Consider the following 24,569-nt stretch of genomic DNA (forward strand, 5'->3'; position numbering starts at 1 on the left):
GACCGGAGGATCGTGGTCCATGTGGCGGTGAGGTGACCGCCGTCGCTGACCACGCCGCGACGACTCCCCCGCCCCTCTACCGCCACCAATCCTCCGGCCCGAGCGCCGCTTCCCCCGTCGCCCGCGCTCTCCACCCCGGAAGTGAGCTCCTAGCGGAGCTTGTTCACCGCCGTGGTGGTGGTCTTCTTGAACGCCGCGACCGGCGCCTGGCTCAGATCCCCCAACTGGCCCCAGGTGACGAACGTGACGGTGTCGCCGTCCCGGCCGATGCCCAGCAGATGGACACCGGGCCCTGCCTCCGGGATCGCTACGCCGACTCCGATGACCCGGGCGCCCTCCTCTACGGCGATCCTGCCGTAGTCGTCCCACGAGGCCGTGCCACCGGGGGTGTCACGCAGCCAGTCGGCGGCGCAGGCCGCCACCGCCGCCTCGGCCGACGTCGCCAGCTTCTTGGCCGCGGCGGTGCTCGGCGCCCGGACGCTCACCTGCGCGCCCGTCGTGTCGAGGTCGGTGACGAACTGCCGGTGCCAGGTGGTGCCCTTCGCCGGCAGTACGTTTTCGAGGCAGAACGGGTCCGTCTCCGGAGCGCCGCCCGTCACCGCGCCCGCGGTCCAGAAGTTGCCCTGGGCCTGCGGCATGTCCTTCGCCGTGAGGAAGCCTGGTGTGGTCGCCTTCGGCGCGGCCTGGACACTCCCGGACACCGACAGCGCGAGGGCGCCGGCGAGTGTCGCGGTCGCCGCCGTGGTCAGTGCCCGGCGGGTCGTGCGTCTTGTCGTCTTCCAACCTGTGGTCACTGGATGGATCCCCCTGGTCGTGCTCCGGTCCCGCTGTTCGCACCGGCTTGATCGGCCGGTGATCCCAGATTGAAGCGGTGATCGACGGGTCGGCAACAACCCTCGTGAAGTGCGGAACGCATGGAACGCGTGCGCGTACCCTGGCCTGGGGAAATGACAAGTGCCTGGAATGACCGCGGAACGGGGTCGCGGGCGGTAGGGGGACGTGAAATGGGCCGTTCGGAGAAGATCCCGGCGCAGACGGCGGAGTTCGCGAAGCGGCTGCGTGCCCTGAAGGAGAGAACGGACCGCAGTTACGGTTCGCTCGCCACCCAACTCCACCTGGGCGCCTCGACGTTGCACCGCTACTGCCACGGGCACGCGCTGCCCGTCGACTACGCCCCGGTGGAGCGGCTGGCCAAGGTGGTCGGCGCGACGGCGGCCGAGCGCGTGGAGCTGCACCGCCTGTGGCTGCGGGCGCACTCGGCGCGTACGGAGGAAGAGGGGGACGGAGTCGCCCTCGCCGAAACGGTCGTGGTCCCGGCCGCCGAGCCGGAGGCCGTACGTGAGCCGGAACCGGAACCCGACGGTGAGCCGGAACCGGACCGGGACCCGGCCCCCGCCGCCGGCGCCGGCACTGCCGAACCCGTCGCCGCGGCCGAACCGGTAGGAGCCGCCGACGACTTCGACTCCGCCGCCGGCGATCCCGATCCGCCACCACCCGCCGCCACGACCCCGCCCATGTCACGCCCACGCGCCTCACGGCTGCGCCGCCGTCAGATAGTCGGTGCCGCGCTCGCCGTCGTCACCGTCCTCGGCGGCACCGTCATCGTCGCGGCCGACCTCGGGAAGCCCGACTCGCGGAGCGACAGGAGCGGGCCGCGTCTCTCCGATCCCGGCCCGGACGGACCCGTCGACCCGCCGTCACCGTCCGCCCGGTCGAGCGCCCCGTCCGCGAAGGCGAGTTCGCCGAAGTCCGGCGCCGACCGGAAGGCATCACCGTCCAGTTCCGTCGGCGCCGGAAAGACTGAGGCGGGCGGCGCCGGAGGGGACGGCGGGGGGCCGGGCGGGAAGAAGCCCGGAGCCGGGACGGGCACGGCCAAGCCGCTGGTGTGGACCGCGGACAGCCACAAGTGGCAGTCGGAGTGCTCCCATACGTATCTGATCAACCGCGCCCCCTCCGCCGTACCGCCGCCGCCCAACTCGCAGGACGCGCGGCAGTGGGCGACCGCGCTCGGCGCGGTGCACGGCGACTCGTCGATCACGCAGGCCACGCTCAACGCGGCGGCGGGCGCGGGGCCGGTCGTCGTCCAGGAGGTGTTCGTCCGGGTGGTGGGCCGGCGGGCGCCGCTCAAGTGGAACGCGTACGAGATGAGCAACGGCTGCGGCGGCGCTGTCACCCCCGCCGTGTTCGCCGTCGACCTGGACGCGTCGCGGCCGATCGTGCGCCCGGTCGACGGCGCGAACGAGGAGGGGCCGCTGCCCGCGCCCCGTCTTCCCTATCAGGTGACGGCGAAGGAACCGCTCATCCTGAAGGTCGAGGCGAGCACCGACCGCTGCGACTGCGACTGGTATCTGGAGGTGCGCTGGACGGCCGGGGACCGTACGGGCGTGGCGCGCATCGACGACGGCGGCCGGCCGTTCCGTACGAGCGCGGCGGCCGGCGCGGTGTACGGGCACGACTACGAGTCCGGGAAATGGATGGGACCCTGACGGATCGTCAGGGTCCCACCGGCACTCACCGGGCACGAGGCGTCAGGCGGTCACGCCGGGTTGTTGGCGTGCGTCAGCGTCTCCCAGGCGACGAACAGGTTGTTCGTGCCCTGCGGGCGCATCCGCTCCGTGTACTGCTGGGTGTTGCTCATGGCGTTGCCCAGCCGGTTGCCCAGCGCGTTGAAGGCGACCTCGCTGATCGGTCCGAGGTTGTCCTTCAGGCTGCCGCCGCAGAGGTTGCCGGGGACGGGCTCGCCGTTCTGGTACTTCGTGTGCAGCCCGAACGCGTGCCGCAGCCGGTCACCGACCTCCGGGTACAGGTCCTGGCCCTGGATGCGGCTGGTCTCCGCGACGTGCGAGATGGCGGAGAGGCCGTAACCGGTGTGGGTCAGGTCGCGGCAGGTCTCCTGCGCGAGACCCTGCATGAAGGTGGACTGGTTGTGCCAGTAGCGGACGATCTCGTCACGGGTGTCGAGCCCACTGCCGGGCACCGTCCTCGGCAGCGCGCCGTCGGAAGGCAGATAGATGAACGCGGGGACACGGTTGCGGAAGATGCCGACCGTCTTGTCGTAGGCTCCCCGGTCCTCCAGATGGACCGCGATACCGATCGCGGCCTCGTTCATGCTGAGCTCCCAGTTGCCGTTGGAGCCCGAGCCGTTGATGATCTCCGGCAGGTACACGTTGCGCAGCATCGTCGAGAAGCGGCCGGAGTTCGGCCAGCTGGAGTACGTGTACTTGATGATCTCGGCGGCCTTGGGCCACGACGAACCGGCCCACGCGGTCTGGAGCGGCGCGTTGCTGTTGGTGTGGTCGCGGATGGTGTTCGACCACGCGTCCATCAGCTCGATGGACTTCTTGGCGTAGCGGTCGTCCCGGTTGATGTACCAGGCCAGCGCGGTGGTGTACGCGGCTATCGCGTCCTCACGCTCGTCCGTACAGCCGTTGTTGGGGTTGGAGTACGAGCCGCACTCCACGACCGCGCGGGGCTTGGGGACCCGGGACAGGGAGGCGTACTTGCTCCCCATCATCTGGTCGTACGCGGCCTTCCACGGCTGCGCGCCCGCCTGCACCTTGCCGCGGACGAAGTCGAGCTGGGGGCGGCTGACGCCGACACCGGGGTGGGTGAAGGTCGCCGGGGCGGCGACGGCCTTCGCCGAGAGGGTCTTGGCGGCGGGCGGTTTGTCCGCCGCTTGCTCGCCGGCCGAGGCCGGGGCCATGAAGGCCGCGGCGATCAGGCCGCCGAGCGCGGCGGACAGGCCGAGGACTCTGGGAATGACTCCGGGGCGCATGGGGTGCCTTCCGGTCGGGGGGTGCTCCTCAACTCCACTCTCCACAGCGGCTGTTCACTGACATGAACAACGAGCGGAGTTGTGAATCCGTATTGAGTGAGGAACTTAAGGCCATCCCATGGACACGTCAAGGTATGGACCAATGATTCGAAGGGCCCGGCGGACAGGTGTCCGCCGGGCCCCGGGAAGTGTGCGTGCTCAGCGCATCAGTACGCCCGCGCCCTCCCCCGTCGCCTCGGTCGGCAGCGCGACCAGGCCGAGATCGGCGGCTCCGAGCATGGGATGCGTGGGCAGGACCCGGACGGTGTAGCCGAACGGCCCCGTACGGTCCAGGGCCAGCGGCCCCTCGTACACCCAGCGGCCCGCCTGGTCGGGTCCGCCCGCCGGTTTCAGCGGGAAGACCTGGGCGTCGGCGATGGTGTCGTCGGCGCCCACCCGGCCCGCGACGGCCTGGACCTCCACGTCGTCGGGGACGAGTCGGCCGAGGGTGACGCGCACCTTCAGCGCGAGGGTCGAGCCCAGCTCCGCGCTGCCGCCCGCCGTGGTCGCCGACACGGCCTCCACATGGTCGACGGCCACACCCGGCCAGGCCGCCCTGACCTGGTTCTTCCAGTCGGCCAGCTCCCCCGCCGTCGTGGCGTCCAGCTCCCGGTGGGCGTGGGCGGCCGGGGCGTACAGCCGCTCCACGTACTCACGCACCATGCGGTCCGCAAGCAGCTTCGGGCCGAGGGTGGTCATGGTGCGGCGGACCATCTCGATCCAGCGGCCGGGCAGCGCGGGCGCGGCCGCGGGGCCGCTCGCGGCGCCCGGATCCGTACGGTCGTAGAAGCGCGGCGCGACCCGGTCCTCGATCAGCGCGTAGAGGGCGTTCGCCTCCAGCGTGTCGCGCCGGTCCTCGTCGGCCGCCGAACCGTCGGCCGTCGGGATGGCCCAGCCGAAGTCCGGCTCGAACCACTCGTCCCACCAGCCGTCCAGCACGGATAGGTTGAGGCACCCGTTGAGCGCCGCCTTCATCCCGCTGGTGCCGCACGCCTCCAGCGGGCGCAGCGGATTGTTCAGCCAGACGTCGCAGCCCGGGTAGAGCCGCTGCGCCATCGCCATCCCGTAGTCGGGCAGGAAGACGATGCGGTGGCGTACGCGCGGGTCGTCGGCGAACTTCACCAGCTCCTGCACGAGCCGCTTGCCGCCGTCGTCCGCCGGGTGCGCCTTGCCCGCGACGACGATCTGGATCGGCCGCTCGGGGTTGAGCAGCAGGTCCGTCAGCCGTTCGCGGTCGCGGAGCATCAGGGTGAGGCGTTTGTACGAGGGGACGCGGCGGGCGAAGCCGATGGTCAGGACGTCGGGGTCGAGGACCCCGTCGATCCAGCCCAGTTCGGCGTCGGCCGCGCCGCGCTGGTGCCAGGAGGCGCGCAGCCGGTCGCGTACCTCGTGCACCAACTGCTCGCGCAGGGTGCGCCGTACGGCCCACAGGTCGGGGTCGGGGACGCCGGTGATCTCGTCACCGAGCGCGGCGATCTCGGGTGCGACCCAGGTGGGTGCGTGGACGCCGTTGGTCACCGAGGTGATCGGTACGTCCTGCGGGTCGAAGCCCGGCCAGAGCCCGGCGAACATCCGCCGGCTGACGGCGCCGTGCAGGGTGGAGACACCGTTGGCGCGCTGGGCCAGCCGCAGGCCCATGGCGGCCATGTTGAAGAGGTTCGGCTCGCCGCCGGGGAAGCTCTCCCTGCCGAGGCGCAGCACCTGATCGGTGGAGACGCCGGCCAGTTCGCCGTCGTCGCCGAAGTGGCGGGCGACGAGTTCGCGGTCGAACCGGTCGATGCCGGCGGGCACGGGGGTGTGGGTGGTGAACACGGTGCCGCCCCGGACGGCCTCCAGCGCGGTGTCGAACCCGAGCCCCGTGTCGGCCAGTTCACGGATGCGTTCGAGGCCCTGGAAGCCCGCGTGCCCCTCGTTGGTGTGGAAGACCTCGGGCTCGGGATGGCCGGAGATACGGCAGTACGCGCGGACGGCGCGGACTCCGCCGATGCCGAGCAGCATCTCCTGGAGGAGCCGGTGCTCGCTGCCGCCTCCGTAGAGACGGTCGGTCACCTCCCGCTCGGTCGGGCCGTTGTCCTCTATGTCCGAGTCGAGCAGCAGGAGCGGTACGCGGCCGACGCGCGCCTGCCAGACGCACGCGCGCAGCGACCGGCCGCCGGGCAGCGAGAGCGCGACCCGGCTGGGCGTGCCGTCCTCCTCCCGCAGGAGGCTGAGCGGCAGCTCGTTCGGATCGAGGACGGGGTAGTGCTCCTGCTGCCAGCCGTCACGCGAGAGCGACTGGCGGAAGTAGCCGTGCCGGTAGAGCAGCCCGACACCGATGAGCGGGACGCCGAGGTCGCTGGCGGCCTTGAGATGGTCTCCGGCGAGGATGCCGAGACCGCCGGAGTACTGGGGCAGGGCGGCGGTGACGCCGAATTCGGGCGAGAAGTAGGCGACGGCCTCGGGCAGCTCGGCGCCTTGGCCTCGCTGTTCCTGGTACCAGCGGCTGCCGCGCAGATACTCGTCGAGCCCGCCGGCGACGGTGGTCAGCCGGTCGAGGAACGGCTGGTCGCCGGCCAGTTCCACCAGCCGTGTGGCGGACACCGCGCCGAGCAGCCGCACGGGATCACGCCCGGCGGCGGCCCAGCCGTCGGGATCGACGGCCTCGAAGAGTTCACGGGTCTCGGAGTGCCAGGACCAGCGCAGATTGCGCGCGAGGTCGCTGAGTGGTCGCAGAGGTTCGGGCAGGACGGGGCGCACGGTGAATCGACGGATTGCCTTCACGTGTTCCACCTTCGCAGGGGACATCCGGACCGACGGACCACACCACGCTGTGCACCCCGCCATCACTCCGACGGTATCCCCCGACCCCCCACCCCATCGACGGCGCACAAGCGCACACGCCCCCGCCCGACTGCGCGGGCCGGCCTCCGGCCGAGGGGGTTGGGGCGGGCCCCCTGCCACGCCGCCCCGCACGGCGCGGACCGACACCGAACACGCCCCGCAGGGTCCGGCCGGCACCCGGCCCCCCGCTGCTCACGCCGGCCCTGACGCCGCGGGGCCGGCGCCCGGCGCCCCGTACCGCACCGGACGAAGTCCAGGTGCGGGCGGACGCGGGGGTGGGCGAGTCCGGGCAGCGGCCCGGCCCTGCCGCGCCGTCAGGGACGGCGCGGGCCGGCGCCGAACGCGCCCCGTACCGCACCGGACGGAGGGGGCCCGGTCCGTGGCGGGCGCGGAGGTCGGCTTCCGGCAGGGTGGGACGCGTCGCGGGCCCCCGGGGGGGGACGTCGGCGCCCGGCCCCTCAGCTCCGGGCCGGTTGGGGGAGTTCGTACGGGGAGCCCGCGTTCACCGTGGCCGGGTCGAACGCCCCCGTCGTCGCGTACCGCGAGGCGATCTCCGCCAGTTCCGACGGCGGGATCACGTCCGCGACGTCCGTGAAGCCGTCCGGGGCGCGGGTGTGGGCCAGGGCGATGACCACCTCCGGGCCCTGCCGGCGGTTGGCGAGTTGCAGCTCCGTCATCGCGGGGCGGCGGTCCCTCTCGTACGCCGCCAGGGCCTCCGCGCGGTCGGGGTGCGTCGCCAAGGCGTGCGCCAGCGCACGCGCGTCGACGATCGACTGCGTCGCTCCGTTCGAACCGATCGGGTACATCGCGTGGGCCGCGTCGCCGATCAGGGTCGTACGGCCATGGGTCCAGCGCGCGAGGGGCTCACGGTCCACCATCGGGTACTCGAAGGCGCGCTCCGCCGCGGCCAGCACCTCGGGGACGCCGACGCCGTCGAACTCCCAGCCCGCGTAGTGGTGCGCGAACTTCGCGACCGGCACCGGCCTGTTCCAGTCGCCGCGCGCCGCTCCGGCGACATCCGTCGCGGGCATCGCCAGCGCCCAGTTGACCAGCACGTGCCGGTCGGGGCCGCTCGCGTGCGTCATCGGGTAGACCACCGCCTTCTGCCGGTCGTCGCCCGCGATGAACATGAACGTGCCCGCACGGTGCGCCGGGACCCGCGAGACACCCCGCCAGACGAGCATGCCGTTCCACGGCGGCTCGCCCTCCCCGGGGTTCAGCGCGGCCCGCACCGCCGAACGGATGCCGTCCGCGCCGATCAGCACGTCCGGCCCCAGAAAGGCACCCGCCGCGCCGCGTCCCTCGCGGTGCGCGAGCAGCACCCGCGGGCGGCCGTCCGGCGAGGTCTCCAGGCCCGCGACCCGGACCCCGGCGACCACCGCGTCGCTGCCGAGCCGGTCCCGTACCGCGTCAGCCAGCACCCGTTGCAGATCGCCCCGGTGGATGGACAGCTGCGGCCACAGATAGCCGGCCGCCAGACCGCGCGGCTCGCGGGAGATCAGCCCGCCGCCACGGTGGTAGTAGCGCAGTTCACCGGTGCGTACGGCGCACTCGTCCAGTCGGCCGAGCAGCCCGAGCGCGTCGAGTTCGCGTACCGCGTTGGGCATGATGTTCAGCCCCGCCCCGAGCGGCTGGATCTCCCGGGCGGCCTCGACGACGGTGATCCGTTCGAAACCGGCGGCATGCAGGGAGAGTGCCGCGGTGAGGCCGGCGATTCCGCCGCCCGCGATCATGATGTGGGTCATGCCGTGAATCTCTTCTCACGAAGGGCCGGCCCGGCGGCGGACGCGGAGACCGTGGGTACGGGTACGGGTACGGGTACGGGCACGGGCCCGGCCGCGGCGGCCCCCGGGGTCGTTCTCGGCGCGTGCGCGCCCACGTTCGCCTGCCGCACCAGCGTCTCGTTGTCCCGCGTCAGATCCAGCACCGTCCGCAGCAGCGCGATCGGCGCGCCCCCGCTCCCCTCGTCGTACAGCCGCAGGTCGTCGCTGTACGCCTTGCGCGCCATGCCGATATGTCTGGCCCGGAACGTCTTGAGGATGCGCAGCACCCGCGCCAGCGACACCGCCGACGCGGCCAGCCCCGGCGGCAGCCGCGGCGTCGACTCCCAGCTGATCGCGGCGGACAGCTTGCTGACGGCGGAGGTCGAGCCCCGGTGCGCCGCCTGGAAGGCCCGCCACGACGGCAGGCTGTAGCGCACCGACTCGTCGAGGAACGCGTCGTACTCCGGGCTGCTCCGGTCGCTCTGCCACAGCGTCAGATCGACCAGCCACAGCGGCACCTGCGCCGCCGCCGGGCCCAGATAGTCGTGGCCGGCGACGTCGACCTCCTCGAAGTACGGGCGCAGCCCGCGTGCGAAGAAGTCGGGCGTGACCTGCGCGACGGTGAAGTCGATGGAGTCGACCATGGCCTGGACGTGCTGCGCCGTACGGTCGAGCGCGGCGGCGAAGCGCGGATCGTACGGTGCGAGTCCCGCCAGCTCCGAGCAGGTGTCGAGCGCCGCGACGAGCGCGGGGAAGACCATCCGTACGGCGTTCTGGAGATGCCCCTCCATCTTGTCGCCGGTGTACATGCGCTGACGGTCCCCCAGCGGGTTCCACGTCGTGTAGTGGTGCACGGTGTCGCGGGGCACCATGTCGGTGCGGCGGCCCAGCTCCTCCAGTACGGGCAGGGCGTCGGGGACGGCGGCGAGCGGTTCGACTCCGTGCCGCTTGAGCGAGCCGAGGAGCAGACCGAGGTCGCGTACGGCGGCGAGCGCGTCGACCACGCCCAACGAGGCGGTGCGGTCGGGATCGGGGACGAGCGTGCGCAGGGCGACGGTCAGCGCGGGGACGTCGGCGTCCCGGTTCATCGCGGGGACGGCGGCGAGTATCGCGTCGGCGCCCAGCGGATCGGCCGCGCGTATGCCGGCTATCCGGTAGCGCGGCTCGCTGCGCGCCTCGATCGCGGGCGCGACAAGGTCGTACAACGTCATGGAAGTGCCCCCCTCGGGCGTGGGTCGGGTGGGTGGTGGGACACGGGACGGGCGGCGTCATGCCGTCGCGGCCCTGGTCGCGCTCCCTCGCGCGGCCCGACCGGCCGGCTGCGTCTTCGCCCCGCCGCGGCGATCCCCCCTTGGACCGTCGACCGGGCCCCGCCCCGCCTGCGCACTCGCTCCTCCTCCTGGGTCTACTCCGGGGCGCCGCCGACCCGGTCCTGGTGCGGGTGCGCGGACACGGACGCGGGGAGCCGCAGCCGGAAGGAGAGCAGCGCGGCCGAGGCGGCGAAGACCGCGCCCACAAGGAGCGCGGCCTTGAAGCCCGCGGTCTCGTCGGCGGCGCCGGTCGCGCCGAGCGCGTCGGTACGGGCGGTGGCGACGGCGACGAGTACGGCGAGGCCGAGTACGGAGCCGAACTGCTGGCTCGTGTTGACGAGTCCGGAGGCCAGCCCGGTCTCACCGGGCGCCGCGTCGGCGGTCGCGGCGACGTTGGTGGTGACCATGACGAGCGGCAGGGCGACGCCCAGCACGAGACTGGGAGCGAGGACGGTGGAGACGAAAGTGCCTTCGGCGGCGAGCGCGAGCGCCAGCCAGAGCATGCCGAGGAAGAGCAGGGTGAATCCGAGGGTCATCGTGGCGCGCAGGCCGAGGCGGTCGATGAGCTGCCCCGTCCGGGGGGCGGTGGCGACGACGACGAGGGAGAGCGGCAGCAGGCCGAGTCCGCCGTAGAGGGGGGTCTGGTCGAGGACGCTCTGGAGGTAGAGGCTGACCAGGAAGAACATCGGGAAGAGCGCCATCTGGGCCAGTGCGCTGAGGCAGTTGGCGAGCCGCAGGGTGGGCCGCCGGAGGACGGCGGGCGGCACGAGCGGGCGGGCGATTCGTTTCTCCAGGACGGCGAAGGCCGCGAGGAGTACGAGCCCGCCGGCGAACGCGCCCAGTGTCCGCGCGCTGGTCCAGCCGGCCTCACCGGCGCCGACGAGGCCGTACGCGAGGAGCCCGAGACCGGCGGTCGCGGTGAGCGCGCCCCCGATGTCGAAGCCGCGTTCGGCGCTGCGGGTGCCGCCGTCGAGGAGGCGCGGCGCGAGGACGGCGAGGACGAGTACGCCGATGACGTTGAGCCAGAGGGTGGAGCGCCAGCCGAGCAGGTCGGTGAGTACGCCTCCGAGGACGGTGCCCAGGACGCCGCCGAGGCCGCCCATCGCGGCGAAGGCGCCGAGCGCCTTGTGCCGGTCGGGGCCGTCGGGGAAGAGGTTGAGCAGCAGGGCGAACGCCGCGGCGGCGGCGAGCGCGGCCCCGACGCCCTGGACGGCGCGGGCCCCGACGAGCACCCCCACGGTCCCCGCCGCCCCGCCGACGGCGGAGGCGACGCCGAGCACCCCGAGCCCGCCGAGGAACACCCGCCGGTGTCCGAGCAGATCGGCGGCGCGCCCGCCGAGGAGCAGCAGCCCGCCGAAGGTGATCAGAAAGGCGTTGGCGACCCAGGACAGCCCGGCGGACCCGGATCCGAGGTCGTCGCCCACGGACGGCAGGGCGACGTTGATGATCGCGGTGTCCATGATGAGCAGCAACTGCGTGGACGCGAGCAGAGCGAGGGCGGCCTTGGGGCTCCGCCCCCCGCGCCGCGGCGATCCCGGCGCCACGGGGCCGGGGGCGCGAAACCCCGGGACGCCGGAAGATGATGACCCGCCGGCCCGGGGCCCGCGGCCCCCGACCGAACCGGATGTACCGGGCGACCCGAGGGACTTCCCCTGCCCCCCGGCCGACGACGAACCACCCCGACCCGACGGACCGACCTCGCCGGGACCACCCGGCACTTGGGCGGAGCCGCCACGCCCGACCGGGCCGGATACGCCAGGACCTTCGGATCCGACAGAGCCAGGCGACTGCGCCCGACCACCGGCCGACAACGAACCGCCCCGACCCGACACCCCGACCTCGCCGGGGCCACCCGCCGCTTCGGCGGAGCCGCCACGGCCCGACGATCCGGCCTTGCCGGGGCCGTCCGCCGGTTCGGCGGGGCCCGCGCGGCCGGTGGAGCCGGGGCCCGGGGCGGCAGGAGCCGTCCCGGGGGCGCCGCCCGGCGGCGGCTCCGGGGGTTCGATTCCCCGTGTGCCGTTCACCGGGAGTCCGGTCCCTCGGGCTCACCGCCGAGCGCGTAGCCGTCGAGGCAGGCCCGGGCCAGCCGTTCGCACGACGCCGTGTCGCCCTCCCATGCCTGCTGCATCAGATAGACGTGCGGCGCCCCGTGGTAGAAGCGTTCGTACTGCTCGTGGCGGGAGGCGAACTCCGAACCCAGCGCGTCCCAGGCCAGTTTGAGCAGTTTGATCCGTTCCTCGGACGACTGGCCCGGCGCCCGCAGATAGCGGGCCACCACCGGGCCCAGTTCCGGATGGAGCAAGTCCTCGCCGGACGCGGGCAGTTGGATCACCCCGCCGCCCGCGAGGAGTTTGATCTCCTGGACGGCCGCCGGGTACAGCTCGCCCGCCATGATGCGCTGTGCGTACGAGATGTCCTTGCCGGGCATCACCCCGCCGCGCCCGCCGTCGACCTCCTCGTATGACGCCTCCGCGGCCAGCACGAACGCCTTCGCCTGGGCCACCTTCCCCAGCAGCCGGCCGATCGCCTGGGTGACGGGCGGCAGTTCGTACGTGCCGTTGGATCTCGTCAGCAGGATCGCCAGCCCGGCGAGGAATTCGAGCTTGGTCCAGAAGCGCGTCGCCGCCTGGTGAACGAAGTTCACGTACGCCGGTGTCCGCCACCACATCCCGAAGCTCGCGTCGACGTTCCGGTACGTGAGCACGGACTCCCACGGCACGAACACCTCGTCGCAGACGAGCAGCGCGTCGTTCTCGTCGAACCGCGACGACAGCGGGTTGTCGAAGACGCTCCGCGCCCGCCCCTCGTAGGAGACGCGGGAGACGAAGGTGAGGCCGGGTGTGTCCACGGGTATCGAGAAGCACACCGCGCGGTCCACGTCCCGCGGCGCGAGCGGCTCGATCGTCCCGACGACGACCTCGTTGCCGAAGACGGCCGCCGTGCCGATCATCTTCGCGCCGCTCACGACGATCCCGCCGTCCTTCTCGGCGACGACCCGCACCACGGGGTCGTCCGCCGCCGTCCCGCCCGCGGCGTCGAACGGGGTCGGCGCCGCCTGCGGGTTGGTGATGGTGAAGGTCGGATACAGATCGCCCTCCGCCAGCCTCCGGTGATACGCGAGCGCGTTCGCCGCGCCGTCGAAGCCCTCGGTGGTGAACACCCCGGGCGCCGCCGCGAACCCGGCGGCGCCACCCGCCATGTAGTCCGGCGTACGCCCCAGGAAGCCGAAGCTCGACTCGGCCCAGACCTTGTACGCCTGCCGGCGTGCCACCAGGTCCCCGTAGTCGCGCGGCACCGCGAACGCCCGGTGCACCCCGTCCCGGGTGAGCACCGGCGTATGCGCGGAGTCGTGTGCCAGGTCGTAGAGGCGGGCGATCGACCCCGCGGTGTTACGGAACGCGGGATGCCGTGTGACGTCCCGGACCCGCTCGCCGTCCAGCCAGACCGAACGGCCGTCGCGCAGCGACTCCAGATACTCCTGACCCGATCTGGTCACACCTTCTCCTCATACGGATCAAAACGAATCTTGCGGCACGCGCGACACATCCGGCACATCTCGCGCACCCGGCACACCGGGCACGCGCGGAACGCTGCTCCCGCTCCCCGAGAGCCTTCCCTGCCGCAAGTGCCGACAGCAATGAACGACCGTCCAGCGGTCCTTAATAACCGGCCAGACCGCGACATCGGCGACCCCTACGCGGCGGGCACCGTACCGCTGCGGTACTCGCCCGGCGTCTTCTCGAACCACTTGCGAAACGCAAGATGGAAACCGACCGCGCTGCGGTACCCCACCCGCTGCGGCACCGCCGACTGCGGCAGCGACGTCTCCCCCAGCAGCCGCGCCGCCTCCTGCATCCGACGGCCCGTCAGATGCCGTGCCGGTGCCTCCCCCACCAGTTCCCGGAAGGCCGCGGTGAACGCCGACCTGGACATGCCGACCTCCCGCGCCAGGGACTCGATCGTCCACGGCTCGGCGAACCGCGTCGCGATGATCACCATCGCCCTGCTGATCCCCGGATGGCTCAGGACCGGCAGCGAGGACGGATTGTCGGCGATCTCCCGCAGCAGCGGCCGCAGCGCCAGGACGAGCGCCATCTCGAACGCGCGCAGCGTGATGAGACGGTCGCCCGGTTCGACGGGCCGGTGCGGCGACGCGAGCAGCCGCAACGTGTCGCGGAGCAGTGGTTCGTTGTCCACCTGGGTGCGGTCGAGGACCAGCGCCCACGGCAGCGCCGTGTACAGGCCGGTGGCCGCGCTCGCGTCGTAGTGCAGTCCGGCGCAGAGCAGCCGGCTCTCCGGCCCGCCGCCCTCGATCCTCAGCTCGCCCGAGGTGCCGGGCAGCCGTTCGGGGAGTACGGCCCCGAGCCGCAGCCCGCCGGTCCGGTCGGGCCGGTCGGAGATGCGGTGCGCGGTGCCGGTGGGGAAGACCGCGAGGTCGCCCTCGCGAAGCTCCAGCGGCGTCTGGCCCTCGCCGGTGACCCAGCAGCCGCCCTGGACGATGTAGTGGAGGATCGCGCAGCTCTGCTCGGCGTCGCCCTCGATGGCCCACGGCGCGCTGACGTGCCAACGACTGTCGAAGACCCCCGTGAGCCGGAGCGGCTTCAGCAGCTCGCTCAGGAGATCGTCACCTTCGGTCTTGATGGGCTCCATCGGTTCCATGGACGATCCTTCAACCCCCGCCCCGGTTTGTTAATTGATCGGCCGAACCCGCCGCCGCCAGCCTTGTGAAAGAGCCGTCATCGACAGCAGACACACCCTATCGAAGGGCCTTCAGACACATGTCCGATCAGATTCCGATGCGCGTCGCGGTAGTGGGGGCGACGGGGTTCCAGGGCGGTGCCGTGGCCCGTCTGCTGGCCGAGCGCGGACAGCGGGTGCGTACACTCACGCGCACCGCCGAGGCGGACCGGCCGCCGCTCCCCGGAACCTCGTTCGTAGGCGGTGACCTGGCAGATCTCCCCGCCGTACGGCAGTTGATGCGGGGCGCGACGCACGCCTGCGTGGTGATGCCGCTGGTGTACGGGACGGAGCAGGTCCGGCGGTACGCCCGTAATGTCGCCGACGCGGCACGCGAGGCCGGAATCCAGCGCCTGGTCTACAACTCCAACACCCGGATTCCCGAACGGTCCACGAATGTCGCCGCTTTCGAGACACGCCGGATCGCCGAGGAGGAACTGCGGGCGAGCGGTGTGCCGTTGGTGGTCCTGAGGCCGCCGGTCTACCTGGACAACCTGTTCAGTCCGTGGAACGGGCCGGCGCTGGTCAGTGAGGGAGTGCTCGCCTATCCGCTGCCCGGTGACACCTCCGCCGCCTGGATCTCCCACCGGGACCTCGCGGAGGCGGTCTTCGCGGCGCTCACCGTGGACGGCGTGGAGGGCGAGACGTTCGACATCGGCGGCGGCGAGTCGCTGACCGGTGACGAGCTGGCCTCCGCGTTCGCCACGGGCCTGGGCCGCGACGTGCGCTACCTGTCGCTGCCCCCGACGGTGTTCGAGCAGGCCCTGTCGCAGGTCGCGGGCCCGGAGGCGGCTGCCGGGGTCGCCGGTATCTACCACTACATGGCGACGGGCACCGACCCGCTGCTGATGGCCGGCGACGGCGGGCGGTCGGCGGACGCGCTCGCCGTGAAGCCGGCGCCGGTGGACGAGTGGGTGACGCGCCAGCCGTGGCAGGTCTGGTCGACGGAAGCGAGCTGACGCCCTCCGGGTCCGGGCTCCGGCGCACGCCCCCGACTCCGGTCGGCCCGCCCCCGTTCCCGCCCCGTTCTCGCGGAAGCCGCCCGTGCGGCCGCGAGAACGGGGCGCCCTTCTTCCTGTGTTATCCGACATGTTTCGGCCACGCCATCAGAGTTGCCCAGCTCTTAACGGGGCGGCGGATTGTGTACCCGAAATTCGTGGGAAGGCTCATCCAGTACGCATCGCAGCACGCCGGTTTCACCCGATTCCACCGCTGTTGGAGTGAACGCGGACAGGAGCGGCCATGCCCGCAACCCGCCAGTCACCACCCGAGCAGCTACAAATAACACCAAACTCAGGCAAAAAAGTCTCATCCGTTCGACCTGCCATGCCTGCCACGCCCGCTCAGCCCTCAGGTGATTTCATGATCGGTCGCATTCCTGTCCTGGACGTCCGCCCTCTCGTCAACTGCGGCAAACGCCCCGCCAAGGCGGTGAGCGGAGAGACGTTCCAGGTCACCGCGACCGTCTTCCGCGAGGGCCACGACGCCGTCGGCGCCAATGTCGCTCTGCGGGGCCCGGACGGCCGGCCCGGCCCCTGGACCCCCATGCGCGAGCTGGCCCCCGGCACCGACCGCTGGGGCGCCGACGTCACGCCGACGTCCGAAGGCCGGTGGACCTTCAAGGTGGAGGCGTGGAGCGATCCGCTCGCCACCTGGCGCCACGCCGCCGAGATCAAGATCCCCGCCGGGATCGACACCGACCTCGTCCTGACCGAGGGCGCCGCGCTCTTCGAGCGGGCCGCCGCCGGTGTCCCCAAGCGGGACGGCCGCGAGGCGGTCCTGGCCGCCGTGGACGGACTGCGCGACGAGCGCCGCCCCGCCGCCGCCCGGCTCGCCGCCGCCTTCACCCCGGAGGCCGAGGAGGCCCTGTCGCGCCACCCGCTGCGCGAGCTGGTCACCGCGTCGAAGCCGGTCAAACTGCTGGTGGAGCGGGAGAGAGCGCTGTACGGCTCCTGGTACGAGCTGTTCCCCCGCTCCGAAGGGGCGGTCCTCACCCCGGGCGAGCCCTCGGTCAGCGGCACCTTCAGGACGGCCGCCGAACGGCTGCCGGCCGTCGCCGCGATGGGCTTCGACGTCGTCTATCTGCCGCCGGTCCACCCCATCGGCACCACCCACCGCAAGGGCCCGAACAACACGCTCACCCCCGGACCGGACGATGTGGGCGTCCCCTGGGCGATCGGCTCGGCCGACGGCGGCCACGACGCGATCCACCCCGACCTCGGCACGATCGAGGACTTCGACGCCTTCGTGGAGAAGGCCGCGTCGCTGCGCATGGAGATCGCGCTGGACTTCGCCCTCCAGTGCTCGCCCGACCATCCCTGGGTGAAGGAACACCCCGAGTGGTTCCACCACCGCGCGGACGGCACGATCGCGTACGCCGAGAATCCGCCCAAGAAGTACCAGGACATCTACCCGATCGCCTTCGACCGCGACATGGACGGACTGGTCGCGGAGACGCTGCGGGTGCTGCGGCACTGGATGGACCACGGCGTCCGGATCTTCCGCGTCGACAATCCGCACACGAAGCCGGTGGTCTTCTGGGAGCGGGTGATCGCCGACATCAACTCCACGGACCCCGATGTGATCTTCCTGGCCGAGGCGTTCACCCGGCCGGCCATGATGCACACGCTCGGCATGATCGGGTTCCAGCAGTCGTACACGTACTTCACCTGGCGTAACACCAAGCAGGAGCTGACGGACTATCTGACAGACCTTTCGGGCGACTCGGCCTCGTACATGCGCCCGAACTTCTTCGTCAACACGCCGGACATCCTGCACGCCTATCTTCAGGAGGGCGGCCGTCCGGCATTCGAGGTACGCGCGGTACTCGCCGCGACGATGGTGCCGTCCTGGGGCGTCTACGCAGGGTATGAACTCATGGAGAACGCCCCGGCCAAGCCCGGGAGCGAGGAGTATCTGCATTCGGAGAAGTACGAGCTGCGCCCCCGGAACTGGGAATCGGCGGAGCGGGAGGGGCGCACCATCGCCCCGCTCATCACCGCGCTCAACCGGATCAGGCGCCGGCACCCGGCGCTGCAGCAGCTGCGTGACATCCACTTCCACCATGCCGACAACGACGCGGTCATCGCGTACAGCAAGCGCTCGGGCCCGGACGTCGTGCTGATCGTCGTGAACCTCGACCCTCACCACACCCAGGAGGCAACGGTCTCGTTGGACATGCCGCGGCTCGGCCTCGACTGGCACGAGACCGCCCCGGTGCGCGACGAGCTCACCGGAGAGATCTACCACTGGGGCAGGGCCAACTACGTGCGCCTGGAGCCGGGTGTGACACCCGCGCACATCGTCGTTCTGCGACCGTCCCCGCCGATCGGAGGGTCACCCACATAATGATCATCAATGAGCCTGTCCACGACAAGTTCGAGGACACTCCCGCGAAGGACCGTGACCCCGACTGGTTCAAGAGAGCCGTCTTCTACGAAGTCCTGGTGCGCTCGTTCCAGGACAGCAACGGCGACGGCGTCGGAGACCTCAAGGGCATCACCGCCAAACTGGACTATCTCCAGTGGCTCGGTGTCGACTGTCTCTGGCTGCCGCCGTTCTTCAAGTCACCGCTGCGCGACGGCGGTTACGACGTCTCCGACTACACAGCTGTACTGCCCGAGTTCGGCGACCTCGCCGACTTCGTGGAGTTCGTGGACGCCGCCCACCAGCGTGGCATGCGCGTGATCATCGACTTCGTCATGAATCACACCAGCGACCAGCACGACTGGTTCCAGGAGTCCCGCAAGGACCCCGACGGACCGTACGGCGACTACTACGTCTGGGCCGACGACGACAAGCAGTTCCCGGAAGCGCGGATCATCTTCGTCGACACCGAGACGTCCAACTGGACCTTCGACCCGGTCCGCAAGCAGTACTACTGGCACCGCTTCTTCTCGCACCAGCCGGACCTCAACTACGAGAACCCGGCGGTCCGCGAGGAGATCGTCTCGGCGCTGCGCTTCTGGCTGGACCTGGGCATCGACGGCTTCCGGCTCGACGCCGTGCCGTACCTCTACCAGGAGGAGGGCACCGACTGCGAGAACCTGCCGGCCACCCACGCCCTGCTGCGCGAGGTCCGCGAGATCATCGACACGCACTACCCGGACACCGTGCTGCTCGCCGAGGCCAACCAGTGGCCGGAGGACGTCGTCGACTACTTCGGCGACTACGCCAAGGGCGGCGACGAGTGCCACATGGCGTTCCATTTCCCGGTGATGCCGCGGATCTTCATGGCGGTACGGCGCGAGTCCCGCTACCCGGTCTCGGAGATCCTCTCCAAGACCCCGGCGATCCCGACCGGCTGCCAGTGGGGCATCTTCCTGCGCAACCACGACGAGTTGACGCTCGAAATGGTCACGGACGAAGAACGCGACTACATGTACGCGGAGTACGCCAAGGATCCACGGATGCGCGCCAACATCGGCATCCGGCGCCGGCTTGCCTCGCTGCTGGACAACGACCGCAACCAGATCGAGCTGTTCACCGCTCTGCTGCTGTCGCTGCCCGGCTCCCCGATCCTCTACTACGGGGACGAGATCGGGATGGGCGACAACATCTGGCTCGGCGACCGCGACGCCGTACGCACCCCGATGCAGTGGACCCCCGACCGGAACGCGGGCTTCTCGTCCTGCGATCCCGGCCGGCTCTATCTGCCGACGATCATGGACCCGGTCTACGGCTACCAGGTCACCAACGTCGAGGCCGCGATGGCGTCGCCGTCGTCGCTGCTGCACTGGACGCGCCGCATGATCGAGATCCGTAAGCAGAACCCGGCCTTCGGGCTCGGCTCGTACACGGAACTGCCGTCGACGAATCCGGCGGTGCTCGCGTTCCTGCGCGAGGCACCGTCGCAGGACGGCAACGGCGACGACCTGGTGCTCTGCGTGCACAACTTCTCACGCTTCGCACAGCCCACGGAGCTTGATCTGCAGGCGTTCAGCGGGCGCAACCCGGTGGAGCTGATCGGCGGGGTGCGCTTCCCGGCGATCGGCGACTGGCCCTATCTGCTGACGCTGGCAGGTCACGGCTTCTACTGGTTCCGGCTCAGGCAGGACCCCACGGCGGCCTGACGGGCGCCGGGAAGAACAAGTGCGGGGCGGTCGGTTACCGCCGCCCCGCACGGGGCACCATCCACGACATCGAGTGGTCCGTACGAGAGTCCTTCCACGCCGGGCGGACTATCGGTCCGTACGGGCCATCCTCACCCGACACGTCCCGCACAGCCGGACTCCGTTGCCGCAATCCGGGACACTCTGCGCATCCTGTGGTGTGCCCGGGGAAAGGACGCGATGCCATGTCGAAGGCTGCATCCGCCCGGAGCTCACCAGGCCCCGGCGCGGCGCTCCCGCCCGCCGGAGCCGGGAGACTGGTCGACTCGCTCACCCCGCTGCTCCACGAGTGGCTGCCACGACAGCGCTGGTTCGCCGGCAAGGGCCGGCCCATCACCGGCTTCTCGGCGGTCGCCGCCACCGAGCTGATGCCCCCGGCCGGCTCGGGCCCCACACCCGGCCTGCTCCATCTGCTGGTGCGCGTCGAACAGCGCGCCACCCCCGACCTGGACGCGCCGCCCGTCCCCGTCCCTCCCACCGACGACTGCTACCAACTGCTGCTGGGCGTACGGTCCGCCCTGCCGCCCGAACTCGCCGCCGCCCGCATCGGCGTCGTCGACACCGGGCCGCTGGCCGGCCGGGTCGTCTACGAGGCGCTGCACGACCCGCGCCTCGCCGATCTGCTGCTGGAGCGGCTGCGCTCCCCCGGCGCCCTGGGGCCACTGCGCTTCGACCGGTCGGTCGAGATCCCGGCCGGGCTCGTGCCGCGACTGCTCGGCGCCGAGCAGTCGAACTCCTCGCTCGTGTACGGCGAGGAGTACATCCTCAAGATCCTCCGCCGGGTCTTCCCCGGCGCCAACCCCGATCTGGAACTGCCGCTCGCCCTCGCCCGCCAGGGGTCCCGGCGGGTGCCCTCACCCGTCGCCTGGTTCCAGGCCGTGGACGGCGGGGCCGGGCAGGAGCCGCTGACACTGGGCGTGCTCCAGCCGTTCCTCAAGGACTCCGAGGACGGCTGGCAGCTGGCGCTGCGCGCGCTGGCGGACGGCGACGCCTTCACCGGCGAGGCGCGCGCGCTGGGACGTGCCACCGCCGAGGTGCATCTCGCGCTCGCCGCCGCGCTGCCCACGGTGTCGCTGGGACCGCGGCAGACGGCGAATCTGGCCGACGCCATGTCCGCCCGGCTCGACGCCACCGCACAGGCGGTGCCCGCGCTGATGCCGTACGTCACCGGGCTCCGTACCGCCTTCGACGCGCTCACCCGGTCCGGGAACGGGCATGGGCAGGGCGCACACGGGAGCGGTGAGGCCGCCGGGGGCGGCCCGGTCACGCGGGCGCAGCGCGTGCACGGCGATCTGCATCTCGGCCAGACACTGCGGACACCGGACGGCGAGTGGTCCCTGATCGACTTCGAGGGGGAGCCCGCCCGGCCCCTCACCGAACGCCGCCGCCCGCAGCCCGCGGTGCGCGACGTGGCGGGCATGCTCCGCTCGTTCGACTACGCCGCCCGCTCCCACGAGCCGTGGCACCCCGACTGGGCGGAGCGCTGCCGGTCGGCGTACTGCGACGGCTACGGCGAGGCGACGGGCAGTGACCCGCGCGAGGACGCCGCGCTGCTGCGGGCGTACGAGACGGACAAGGCGGTGTACGAGGTGCTGTACGAGGCCAGGAACCGTCCCGACTGGCTGCCCGTCCCGATGGCGGCGATCCACCGCCTGGCCGGCCACCAGCCCTGAGACCCACCGCCGACACGTCCGACACCGAAGCCGGTGGGCCGATCCGTCGGCCCACCGGCCCCCGAGACCCCGTCGTCCCCGCCGAGGAGGCAGCCCCCGTGACCGCCCGCCCGCCGTCCGAGAACCCGTCAGAGCCGCAGCCCCCGCTCCCCGCCAACGGCGTCCCGGCCCCCGCCGACGAGGCCGAACGCGCGGCGCCCACCGCGTCCGCCGCGTCCGCCGCGTCCGCCGCGTCCGCCGCGAAGGAAGGGAAGGAGGCAAAGGCCGCGAAGGAAGGGAAGGCAGGAAAGTCCGGCAAGGCCGAGAAGGCGGGCAAGTCCGGGAAGGCGCCGAAGCCGGCCAGGTCCGCCAAGTCGGCCAATCCGGCCAATCCGGCCGAGGACGCCGGTACACACCCGGAGCCGGCCAGGGAGGCCGGCGGTCATGTCGTACGGCCCGCGCCGCCGCTCGCGGACTCCGACCGGCACCGGCTGCTCGACGGCTCGCACCACGACCCGCACGCCGTGCTCGGCGCCCGCCCCGGCAAGGCCGGCGTCGTCGTCCGCGCCCTGCGGCCGTACGCGAGGGCCGTGACCGTCGTCGCCAAGGACCTGCGGGCCCAACTGCACGACGACGGTGACGGTTTCTTCTCCGGCGTGCTGCCGTGGCGCAAGGTCCCCGAGTACTCGCTGCTGGTGAGGTACGGGGCGACGGCCGACGAGACCGACGAGGTGGAGGTGCGGGATCCGTACCGCTTCCTGCCCACCCTCGGCGATCTCGATCTGCATCTCATCGGCGAGGGCAGGCACGAGGAGCTGTGGCGGGCGCTCGGCGCCCAGCCGATGGTGCACGAGGGCGTCACGGGCACCCGCTTCACCGTCTGGGCGCCGAACGCGCGGGGCGTGCGGATCTCCGGTGACTTCAACTACTGGGACGGCACGGTCTTCCCGATGCGCTCGCTCGGCTCGACCGGCGTCTGGGAGCTGTTCGTGCCCGGCGTCGGCGAGGGCGCGCTCTACAAGTTCGACATCACCCGGCCCGACGGCTCGCACACGCTGCGCGCCGACCCGATGGCCCGCCGCACCGAGGTGCCGCCGTCGACCGCGTCGATCGTCACCGAGGCACACCATGTGTGGCACGACGAGGAATGGATGGCGCACCGGGGCGAAGTGCCCATGCACGAGGCGCCGTTCTCCGTGTACGAGGTCCATCTCGCCTCCTGGCGGCCAGGATTGACGTACCGTCAACTCGCCCTCCAGCTCCCCGCGTACGTCAAGGATCTCGGCTTCACGCATGTCGAGCTGATGCCGGTCGCCGAGCATCCCTTCGGCGGTTCCTGGGGTTATCAGGTCACCGGCTTCTACGCCCCGACCTCCCGGATGGGCACGCCGGACGACTTCCGCTTCCTGGTCGACGCGCTGCACCGCGCGGGCATCGGTGTGATCGTGGACTGGGTGCCGGCACACTTCCCGAAGGACGAGTGGGCGCTGGCCCAGTTCGACGGCAGGCCGCTGTACGAGCACTCGGACCCCTCGCGCGCGGAGCATCCCGACTGGGGCACGCTGGAGTTCGACTTCGGCCGTACCGAGGTGCGCAACTTCCTTGTCGCCAACGCCGTGTACTGGTGCGAGGAGTTCCACATCGACGGCCTGCGGGTCGACGCGGTGGCCTCCATGCTCTACCTGGACTACTCGCGCGAGGCCGGGGAGTGGACACCGAACGAGTACGGCGGCCGGGAGAATCTGGACGCGGTCGCCTTCCTCCAGGAGATGAACGCGACCGTCTACCGCCGCTGCCCCGGTGTCGTCACGATCGCCGAGGAGTCCACGGCGTGGGACGGCGTCACCCGCGCCACGCACCATGCCGGGCCCGGCGGCTTCGGCGGTCTCGGCTTCGGACTGAAGTGGAACATGGGCTGGATGCACGACTCCCTGGACTACGTCTCCAAGGAGCCGGTGCACCGCAAGTACCACCACGGCGAGATGACCTTCTCGATGGTCTACGCGTACAGCGAGAACTACGTCCTGCCGATCTCGCACGACGAAGTGGTCCACGGCAAGCGGTCGCTGGTCTCCAAGATGCCCGGCGACTGGTGGCAGCAGCGGGCCAACCACCGGGCCTACCTCGGCTACATGTGGGCGCACCCGGGCAAGCAACTCCTCTTCATGGGACAGGAGTTCGCCCAGGGCGCCGAGTGGTCGGAGGGCCACGGCCCGGACTGGTGGCTGCTGGACCCGTCGTACACGGCGGAGGCCGACCACCGGGGCGTACGGGACCTGGTGCGCGACCTGAACGCGGTCTACGGCCGGACCCCGGCGCTCTGGCAGCGGGACACCGTCCCGGAGGGCTTCTCCTGGGTGGAGGGGGACGCCGGGGAGGACAACGTGTTCGCGTTCCTGCGCTTCGACGCGGAGGGCGCGCCACTGCTCGCGGTCTCCAACTTCTCGCCGGTGGTGCGGCATGAGTACCGCATCGGCGTCCCGGAGGGGATCTCGGGCTGGACGGAGGTCATCAACACCGACGCGGGGCGCTACGGCGGCGGGGACGTGTTCAACCTGGACGCCCTCAAACCGGAGGCGGTCCCGGCGCACGGCCGCCCGGCGAGCGTCCGGCTGACGCTGCCGCCGCTGGCGACGCTGTGGCTGAAGCCGGTCTAGGGACCCGTCCGGTGCGGCCGGTGTGGTGGGTCTCGTGCTCCCAGTCGGCGCGCGGCTGGGTGTGCAGCCGCCAGTAGTGCGCCGCGATGTCGTCCGGGTCGAAGTCCGTGCCGGGGGCGACGGGACCGTGGACGGTGACGCTCGCGACATGTACGCCGGCTGTGCCGTACGTCCGGTCGAGCAGGGTGACCAGCGTCCGTACGCCCGCCTTGCCGAGCGAGAGGCTCACGTACTCCGGCTTCGGCTCGGGCATGCCCCCGGTGATCAGGAACGTGCCGCCGCCGCGTCGCGCCATCCGGGGCGCGACGTGGGCGGCGGCCGTGAGCGCGCCCCCGACGTTGACCGCCCAGGCGTCGAACTGGTCGCGGAGGGAGAGCTCTCCGGGCGCGTCGGCGCGGATGAGCGCCGCGTTGTAGACGACGACGTCCGGCGGGCCGAGTTCTTCGGCCGTCCTGTCGAGGGCCGCACGCAGGGCGGTCTCGTCCGTGCTGTCGGCGGCCTGGGTGAGAACCCGTACGCCGCTGTCCGTGACCGCGTCGGCCGCCGCGCGCAGCGTCTCCTCGCGCCGCGCGAGAAGCCCGAGGGACAGCCCTTCGCGGGCGAACCGCCGGGCCACCGCCCGACCGATGCCCGGCCCCGCCCCGATGATCACCGCTCCGGACACCGCTGCCTCTTTTCGCTCCCGCCGACGGCCCGCGCCGCCGG

General features: G+C 71.8%; 15 protein-coding genes. 6 read left to right on the forward strand and 9 right to left on the reverse strand.

Annotated features, from left to right (window positions below; translation table 11 throughout):
* Nucleotides 1-149 precede the first annotated feature (149 nt).
* Complete coding sequence (locus tag IEY79_RS01405; protein ID WP_189105361.1) at nucleotides 150-794, reverse strand: hypothetical protein; 645 nt, start codon at nucleotides 792-794, stop codon at nucleotides 150-152.
* A gap of 210 nt (nucleotides 795-1,004) precedes the next feature.
* Between IEY79_RS01405 and IEY79_RS01410 the strand changes: the two genes are divergently transcribed.
* Nucleotides 1,005-2,486 carry a helix-turn-helix domain-containing protein gene (locus tag IEY79_RS01410; protein WP_189105362.1) on the forward strand — a complete coding sequence of 494 codons (1,482 nt, stop codon included), beginning with the start codon at nucleotides 1,005-1,007 and terminating at the stop codon, nucleotides 2,484-2,486.
* A gap of 50 nt (nucleotides 2,487-2,536) precedes the next feature.
* On the opposite strand, the gene IEY79_RS01415 is transcribed toward IEY79_RS01410, so the two are convergent.
* From IEY79_RS01415 to IEY79_RS01445, 7 genes are all read right to left on the reverse strand, one after another.
* Nucleotides 2,537-3,775, reverse strand: a complete 1,239-nt coding sequence (locus IEY79_RS01415; RefSeq protein WP_189105363.1) for an alginate lyase family protein — start codon at nucleotides 3,773-3,775, stop codon at nucleotides 2,537-2,539.
* Between the two features lie 198 nt (nucleotides 3,776-3,973).
* Nucleotides 3,974-6,574 (reverse strand): alpha-glucan family phosphorylase, encoded by a 2,601-nt coding sequence (glgP, locus tag IEY79_RS01420; RefSeq protein WP_189105364.1) that lies wholly within the window; start codon nucleotides 6,572-6,574, stop codon nucleotides 3,974-3,976.
* A 518-nt stretch (nucleotides 6,575-7,092) separates the two neighbouring features.
* Complete coding sequence (locus IEY79_RS01425) at nucleotides 7,093-8,379, reverse strand: flavin-dependent oxidoreductase (protein ID WP_189105365.1); 1,287 nt, start codon at nucleotides 8,377-8,379, stop codon at nucleotides 7,093-7,095.
* Nucleotides 8,376-9,608, reverse strand: a complete 1,233-nt coding sequence (locus IEY79_RS01430) for a monodechloroaminopyrrolnitrin synthase PrnB family protein (RefSeq protein WP_189105366.1) — start codon at nucleotides 9,606-9,608, stop codon at nucleotides 8,376-8,378. Before IEY79_RS01430 ends, IEY79_RS01425 begins: the two co-directional genes overlap by 4 nt.
* A 194-nt stretch (nucleotides 9,609-9,802) precedes the next feature.
* The gene (locus IEY79_RS01435) at nucleotides 9,803-11,251 is read right to left on the reverse strand and encodes an MFS transporter (RefSeq protein WP_268240571.1); all 1,449 of its coding nucleotides are present in this window, start codon (nucleotides 11,249-11,251) and stop codon (nucleotides 9,803-9,805) included.
* A gap of 476 nt (nucleotides 11,252-11,727) precedes the next feature.
* Complete coding sequence (locus IEY79_RS01440; protein WP_189105368.1) at nucleotides 11,728-13,203, reverse strand: 4-hydroxyphenylacetate 3-hydroxylase family protein; 1,476 nt, start codon at nucleotides 13,201-13,203, stop codon at nucleotides 11,728-11,730.
* 197 nt (nucleotides 13,204-13,400) lie between these two features.
* On the reverse strand, nucleotides 13,401-14,366 hold the full coding sequence (locus tag IEY79_RS01445; protein WP_229700556.1) for an AraC family transcriptional regulator: 966 nt from the start codon (nucleotides 14,364-14,366) through the stop codon (nucleotides 13,401-13,403).
* 119 nt (nucleotides 14,367-14,485) lie between these two features.
* Here IEY79_RS01445 and IEY79_RS01450 point away from each other — a divergent pair, with 119 nt between their 5' ends.
* The 5 genes from IEY79_RS01450 (at nucleotide 14,486) to glgB (ending at nucleotide 23,864) form a co-directional block, all read left to right on the forward strand.
* Nucleotides 14,486-15,403, forward strand: coding sequence for an SDR family oxidoreductase (locus IEY79_RS01450; RefSeq protein ID WP_189105369.1), 918 nt, complete (start codon nucleotides 14,486-14,488; stop codon nucleotides 15,401-15,403).
* Between the two features lie 403 nt (nucleotides 15,404-15,806).
* Nucleotides 15,807-17,792 (forward strand): alpha-1,4-glucan--maltose-1-phosphate maltosyltransferase, encoded by a 1,986-nt coding sequence (locus tag IEY79_RS01455; RefSeq protein WP_189105370.1) that lies wholly within the window; start codon nucleotides 15,807-15,809, stop codon nucleotides 17,790-17,792.
* Nucleotides 17,792-19,516 carry a maltose alpha-D-glucosyltransferase gene (treS, locus tag IEY79_RS01460; protein WP_189105371.1) on the forward strand — a complete coding sequence of 575 codons (1,725 nt, stop codon included), beginning with the start codon at nucleotides 17,792-17,794 and terminating at the stop codon, nucleotides 19,514-19,516. The genes IEY79_RS01455 and treS overlap by 1 nt, the downstream gene beginning before the upstream one ends.
* 224 nt (nucleotides 19,517-19,740) lie before the next feature.
* Nucleotides 19,741-21,228 (forward strand): maltokinase N-terminal cap-like domain-containing protein, encoded by a 1,488-nt coding sequence (locus IEY79_RS01465; RefSeq protein ID WP_189105372.1) that lies wholly within the window; start codon nucleotides 19,741-19,743, stop codon nucleotides 21,226-21,228.
* 98 nt (nucleotides 21,229-21,326) lie between these two features.
* Nucleotides 21,327-23,864, forward strand: coding sequence for a 1,4-alpha-glucan branching enzyme (gene glgB, locus IEY79_RS01470; RefSeq protein WP_373292434.1), 2,538 nt, complete (start codon nucleotides 21,327-21,329; stop codon nucleotides 23,862-23,864).
* Here the strand turns inward: glgB and IEY79_RS01475 are convergent.
* Nucleotides 23,773-24,528 (reverse strand): SDR family NAD(P)-dependent oxidoreductase, encoded by a 756-nt coding sequence (locus IEY79_RS01475; protein WP_189105373.1) that lies wholly within the window; start codon nucleotides 24,526-24,528, stop codon nucleotides 23,773-23,775. The two genes, glgB and IEY79_RS01475, sit on opposite strands and share 92 nt — an antisense overlap.
* Between the last annotated feature and the right edge of the window lie 41 nt (nucleotides 24,529-24,569).

The sequence above is a fragment of the Streptomyces camponoticapitis genome, from assembly GCF_014646115.1.
Lineage (GTDB): Bacteria > Actinomycetota > Actinomycetes > Streptomycetales > Streptomycetaceae > Streptomyces > Streptomyces camponoticapitis.

Bases quoted from the DNA above. Each gene is read 5' to 3' on its own strand.
- IEY79_RS01410 (WP_189105362.1), top strand. From the start codon at position 1,005: ATGGGCCGTTCGGAGAAGATCCCGGCGCAGACGGCGGAGTTCGCGAAG.
- IEY79_RS01425 (WP_189105365.1), bottom strand. From the start codon at position 8,379: ATGACCCACATCATGATCGCGGGCGGCGGAATCGCCGGCCTCACCGCG.
- IEY79_RS01430 (WP_189105366.1), bottom strand. From the start codon at position 9,608: ATGACGTTGTACGACCTTGTCGCGCCCGCGATCGAGGCGCGCAGCGAG.
- IEY79_RS01415 (WP_189105363.1), bottom strand. From the start codon at position 3,775: ATGCGCCCCGGAGTCATTCCCAGAGTCCTCGGCCTGTCCGCCGCGCTC.
- IEY79_RS01445 (WP_229700556.1), bottom strand. From the start codon at position 14,366: ATGGAACCGATGGAGCCCATCAAGACCGAAGGTGACGATCTCCTGAGC.
- IEY79_RS01455 (WP_189105370.1), top strand. From the start codon at position 15,807: ATGATCGGTCGCATTCCTGTCCTGGACGTCCGCCCTCTCGTCAACTGC.
- IEY79_RS01465 (WP_189105372.1), top strand. From the start codon at position 19,741: ATGTCGAAGGCTGCATCCGCCCGGAGCTCACCAGGCCCCGGCGCGGCG.
- treS (WP_189105371.1), top strand. From the start codon at position 17,792: ATGATCATCAATGAGCCTGTCCACGACAAGTTCGAGGACACTCCCGCG.
- IEY79_RS01450 (WP_189105369.1), top strand. From the start codon at position 14,486: ATGTCCGATCAGATTCCGATGCGCGTCGCGGTAGTGGGGGCGACGGGG.